The sequence below is a fragment of the Pseudomonas sp. Sample_21 genome (assembly GCF_004307525.1).
In the GTDB taxonomy this organism is placed as follows: domain Bacteria; phylum Pseudomonadota; class Gammaproteobacteria; order Pseudomonadales; family Pseudomonadaceae; genus Aquipseudomonas; species Aquipseudomonas atacamensis.
Genome location: NZ_RCNZ01000102.1, coordinates 47,766 through 53,838 on the forward strand (window position 1 = coordinate 47,766; position 6,073 = coordinate 53,838).

The window sequence follows — 6,073 nt, forward strand, 5'->3', positions numbered from 1 at the left end:
CCATGCTGGCCCTTCATCCCCAGCATGGAAATCGTGCCCATGAGCACCCCCAACGCACCCACACCCGATGAGATCAAAAACGATCTCAACCAGATCGGGCGTCTGCTCTTCAACACCGAAACCCCGCTGCTGCCCGAGCACAAACCGAGCACCGAGCAGGCTCATCTCAAACGCCTCGAAGAGCAGCTGAAAACCTATCGCGACGGCTACCTGCAACGCAGTCGCGCGCTCTATCAGGCGCTGGCAACCAGCGACCTGCAAAGCGAGGCTGGCAAGCAACTGATCGCCACGCTGAAGGTGCGCCTCAGCACGCAACTGATCAACATGGATCTGCGTGACCAGATCGACGGCAAACCGGCGAAAACCTTCCTTAAATACGACGCCGGTTTCACCGCGCTCGAGGACGAGGCGCAACAAGCCGTCAAGGATCGCCTGTTGCACCCGCAGGCTGGTGAGCTGATGAAGAAACTGGCGCTGGGCCCGCTGTTGCGTCCGGCCATGTATGCGTTGCAGTTCACTTATCAGCAAACCACTGTCGAGCTCGCCGGGACCTTTGTCGTTACGCAAAACGACACCCCGAAAGTCAGCGATCTGCTGACCGACCAGAGCGCGGGTTTCGTCGTGTTGTTCACGCCCGCCAGGGGCCTGGAGCTGTTCAATTCCCTGGCTGATCTCGACGCCCATCTGCTCGAGACCATGAAGCACAGCATCAGCCGTGACGAGTTGATGCAGCTGCTGCCCAGCCGCTACCACGAGATCGGTACAGCAGGAATCTGGCCATTGCAGCTGACGCCCATCGACAGCCAACCGCTGTTCGAACACATCTACGATGCCTTGATCGAAAAACGCACCCTGGATATCGAATATGCACTGAGTTTCGCCGCTAACCCGCAGCAGGATCCCGCTCGCTTGATCGCCGAGCTGGAGCGCGCCATCGGCGCTGCGCTGCCGGATCTCACTCCGCGTCTGGCCCTTCAGGCACAAACGCTGTTCGAACGGCACCTGCGCAACAGCGCCCCGGACTGGTACCGCAGCGCCGACGCCGCCAAGCGGGCCGAACTGGCCTTGCACCTGGGCAACTACAATCAGGCCCGGCAAAACCTGCTTGACCTGATGGGCCCCGCGGTCAGTCTGATGGCCGTGGCCCGCCAGCAATGGCTGGAGCGTCTGAGTGATGATCTGCAAATCGACGATCTGCAACCGGACAACCTGCAAATCACCACCGACCGGCGGGTACCGGGATACGGCGTATATGTGCACAAGCGCAACCTGGTCGAGCTGACCCTGCGCGGCCCGCACACCGGCGATGAGTTGCCAGGCTCGGAGTTTCTCAGCCACACCCGGCTGACTTACAACGACCTGCCGTTATCCGACGAGTACGCGGACGTGACGCCCGCCTGGGTGATCAAGCAGGCACTGGAGCTGGAACCGCGCGTCGACTTCGCACGTTTGCAAACGCAGATGCAGGCAAGCTCCGCAATCAAACCTGCCATTGAGCAGATGCTCGATCAGCGCATCGTCGCGCTCGCCCATACCGCAGCGCTGCAAGGGCACCTGCTCGACAGCGACCTGCAAATGATCCAGCGCCTGCGCAGCGGCAGCGATTCACAGTTACGCGCCGCCACGCTGTGTTTGCACGGTGCGCAACTCCAAGACCTTTGGGTGCTGCGTCAGAACGATCAGTCCGGTGCGGTCAAACGCGTTCTGCTATGCACGCCACAAGCCCCACGCGATCGCCAGTTCGAGGCCTTTGACAGTGAGCGCGAATGTCAGGCCCATGTGTTGTCGTGGGCCAAGCAGGGTGACGCAGCCCAAACCATGGCCGGTTACCTGGTCAGCCGCGCACCGATGCGCTTTCGTCCTGCTCTGCGCAAAGTCTTGTCGGGGCTGAGCTTCAAACCGGAAGCAGCGGAGCACCAGAAGGTGACTTTCGATCACCTCGGCAACCATCTCGATTGCCTCAAAGCGATGGCTGAACACGTGCTTGCCACACGCATCGATGATTATGATTTCAGTACACCGGTGTGGTATCGCTCGACCACTGCGGCCAATCGCCGACAACTGACGACGCTGAGCGACGACGCCGAGGGCGCACTGCTCGCATTCAATCAACATCCGCTGTCGGGCGGGCGTTTCCAGACATTTGACGCCTACGTGCACGAGCAAGCGAAGCTCAGCCTGAACCGCTTGCTCAAACGTGCGGCCAATGACGTCGATCCTGACACCGTCTGGGCCTACTCGCCAAAATCGATCGTGCCCTCATGGACACCAAAGCCGTTGACCTATACCCGGCTGTATCGCGACGGCTATGCCGACGGCGTGGGTTTTCTCGAGCAGAAATTCTCACGCTCGGCGCGCTTCAGAGGTCCGCAAGGCATCGATATCAGCAGCCTGACCGCGCAGAATGTCGCGCGCTCGGTCACAGGGGTGTGGATCGGCCAACGCTATACCGACAAAGTCAAAAAGGAGCTGCAGAATTCCCAAAGCGAAGGCTACGCGTTCCGCCGCAACGCGACACTGGCGATCACTCAGCGCCAGATGCAAAGCGCCGCGCTGGAATGCCAGCTGCAAGGACATATCGCCAGCAGCGACCTGCAATGGCTCCAGCAAAGCATCACCAGCATGGATCAAACGTCGGGGCAGACGCGGACGAAGTACCCGATCCACCGGTTGATGATCGACGGCGAATGGGTGATCGATACCTGGCTGTTCAGCCATGACAGTAATCCGGTTCTGCTGTATACGCCGGACGCGCCGGACGGCGTGCGTTTTCGTGAAGCGCGCCTGTTCAATTATCTGCTGCTGCAATCGGGCATGGTCGAGTACTTCACCTCGCGCGTGGGTATCAGCGCCCAGACCCGGGTCCGCACGCACCTGGACAACATCCGCAAGAAGCTGCCCAAAGACCTCAACAAAACCACCCCCAGCCCCGCCCGCTACGACTCGATGCGACCGGCTGACGCCGTCAGCGACCTGCTCACCGCGCTCTATGACATGAAGCTGCAACGGCGGATCGACAACGTCCACGCGACCACCACCAGTCGTATCGAAATGATCGCCGGCCTGATCTGGACGAGCGTTGAGTGGGTCGCGGCCATCGCCACCGCGCCCTTCCCGCTGTTGAGCCTGAGCACCGGCCTGTTGCTGGCCTTCAAGGACGCGATGCTCGCCCTGCATGCCTATCGTCAGGGCAACAACAACGAAGCGTTCCGGCACTTGCTCGGTTATCTGTTCAACAGTGCCGGCGCGGTGCTGACGGATCTGCGTCCGGCGCTACGGTCACTCAAGCCCGTCCGGCGCCCGTTACGTCAGGCTGTCGCCACTGCCGGCGATGAGCAACAGAGTGCTCTGGCATTGGTCGATCAAATGGCCACTGAACCCGTCTGGGACGATATGCAGGCGGTCGCTTTCAGAGGACAGTCGTATTACGCCAGTAACAACCCGGACGCGCTGGGCCGTTATTTGCTCTATCGCCCGGATCCGAATGGCTCCGGACTGCTTTCGACCGGCATTCTGACCGTGCGTAACTCCGACGGGGTGATGGTGCGCAGCGGCCTGTCCGGCGGGGCACCGAAATACGAAGCTGTACCCGATACACCCGGTCCGCACAAAGATTATGGAGTCGCGATCGACTACCGCGAGCGCGTCGAAACGTTGCTGGTGCCGCAATCGCGCGAGGCATTGCTGCAACTGAGCGACATGGGTATCCCGCGGCAGACCATCATGGCCCGGGTGGTCGATCAGTTGAGCGATGTACGCACAGCCTATCTGGAACAGGTCGAAAAACTCACCAAAGACGCCACGCGCCATTTTGCCCGGCTCGCACCGCTGCCCGCCCGTGCCGAAGTGCCGGCAGTTGCCGCCAATACCTCATTCGCACAGTTGATCGGCAGCGATGCATTCGCCGCAAAAAACCTGGTGATCGGTGCACAACCTGGTTCGATCGCCAGCAAACAGTTATTGATCGAGCATCTCGACGTCCTCGTGGCGAACGGCTACAAGCATCTCTTTCTCGAATACCTGCCGGGTGACGTGTTTCATCTCAAACTGGAAAAGCTCAACAGGAACGGCTCCTGGTTTCATATCAACAAACACCTGAAGGCGCTCGACAAAGCCATGGGGTATGCGCCGGACGCAGCTTTTTCTTACCTGGCGCTGGTGCGCAGGGCCCGGGAAAAAGGCATGAGCATCCATGCGCTAGACGGCTCGGCCAGCTATAAACTCGAAGGGATCATGGTGATGTCCGAGGTCTCGCCGCTGACCCCGCGAAACAACTCCATCAGAAACTTCTATTCGCACAAGGCGCTTGCCAGTGATGTGGCCGACGTCGGCGAAGAGCGCTGGATTGCCCTGACCGAACAGTCGCGCATGACCACGTTCGACAACACGCCGGGCCTGGCCGACCTGCACGAGGCCGTAGCCATACGTGTTGAAGACATCGACCTGTACCAACCGGCACGCATAAGCAGGGATACACCCGGCGCCATCGCCGGCGATGCGACTGCGCAAGGTGATTTCCTGGTACAGATGCCGAGCGCCTACAAGGCACCTCTACCCGTCTCCAGGCCCCCCGCCGCAGCTAGCGCCGTTGATCACTTCAGCGATTTCGATGTGGCTTTGCCGCTGCGTGACGATATTGCTGAAATGTTGCATAAGCCCTACTCCATGGACTCGAATTACACCCCGACGATCTCCAGTGAAAGAACGGCCTACGAGGCTTTCATCGCCCAGCGCAAGCGCCTGGAAAAAACCGCCAGAGACGCTTTCACCGACTACGTCCCTCCCGATGCGCCGATCCTGCCGGTGCTCACCTCCGACTGCACATTCGAGGCTTTTCTGCGGCAGCTGGCCGACGGACGCTTGAATCTGCTGATCGGCGAAGCCCATGCCGATGTAGCGAGCAAAGCGCTGCTGAAAAAGCACATGAAAGCGCTCAAGAAAGCAGGCTATGACACGTTGTATGTCGAGCACCTGTTCACCGATCTGCACCAGGCCGATCTCGACATTTTTTTGCGAACCCAACGTATGCCGCACAGGCTGAAGGCGTACCTGCATCGTCAGGACCGAGGGCACATGATGGCTTACGGTGGGAGCGATACCTACACGGAGCTCTACCAGGCAGCAGCCAAATACAACATCCGCATCAGAGCGATCGATTGCACAGCGTCCTACCACCTCAAGGGCCTGCATGACAAAGCAGTCTCGCGAAACGAGATGTTCAGCTACTTTGCAACCCAAGTAATCGAGGCTGATCAACTGGCCAACGGCCCGCATAAATGGGTGGCCCTCATCGGCAGTGCGCACACCAATTACAACCTCGGCGTGCCAGGTCTGGCCGATACACTTTCAGCCGTCAGCCTGCACGTGCGCGACACCGCCCCTGAGCTGGCCAGGGATATTCATCGCGGTACATGGGAATTTGTCAGCGGCCAGCACGAGACCAACGTGAGGGCCTTGAGCAGCGACTTTGTGATGGAGGTGGCCGTCCCCGGCACGAAAAAGCCTGCTGCGCCGCCTTCCGTCAGTCGCAGCAGACTGACTCGACAGGGCCAATTCCTGATCGAAAATGCAGATACCCGCAAAGCCAGTGTGGTGCATAGATCCAGGTCCGGCGAGATCGTTGAGACGCCGATTCAGATCAATGACAAAGGTCTGTTCTTCATTGATCGCTGGGGGAAAAAAGATGAGAGCTTCCAATACCTGCAAACCTTGGTCGACATGCTTGTAACGGACGTCAAGCTGACACAGGTGACGTGACATCCACGCGATTGCACGTCGTGGAAAACACCGGGCTTAACGGCCCGGTGGTTTTTTTACGCCTACGGATCAACCCGATCCAGCGCACGGTTCACCGCCAGCTCAGCGAGCATGATGATCTGCTGAATCACCAGCGCCGTATTGCGCTGCGGTCGCCCCAACTGATCGGCGAAATCACTGGCCAGGGTGTTGGCTGAAGCGAGGGATTCACAGGCGTGGGCGAGCAGGGTTTCGGTGTCGACGTCGGGCTGGATCAGAAACAGGGTGCCGGGCGGGCGCGCTTTGCTCGGCTGTGGGCACAGGTAAAAATCCAGAG

General features: G+C 59.8%; 2 protein-coding genes. One reads left to right on the top strand and one right to left on the bottom strand.

Annotated features, from left to right (window positions below; all coding sequences use genetic code 11):
* The first annotated feature begins 39 nt into the window (after positions 1-39).
* Positions 40-5,757 carry a membrane-targeted effector domain-containing toxin gene (locus tag D8U71_RS19165; protein ID WP_130888432.1) on the top strand — a complete coding sequence of 1,906 codons (5,718 nt, stop codon included), beginning with the start codon at positions 40-42 and terminating at the stop codon, positions 5,755-5,757.
* A 62-nt stretch (positions 5,758-5,819) separates the two neighbouring features.
* On the opposite strand, the gene D8U71_RS19170 is transcribed toward D8U71_RS19165, so the two are convergent.
* Positions 5,820-6,073, bottom strand: a 254-nt coding sequence (locus D8U71_RS19170; protein ID WP_130888433.1) for a DUF6124 family protein, incomplete at its 5' end; no start/stop codon positions are given.

Excerpts from the sequence above, each read along its gene's own strand:
- D8U71_RS19165 (WP_130888432.1), top strand. The coding sequence starts at position 40 with ATGAGCACCCCCAACGCACCCACACCCGATGAGATCAAAAACGATCTC.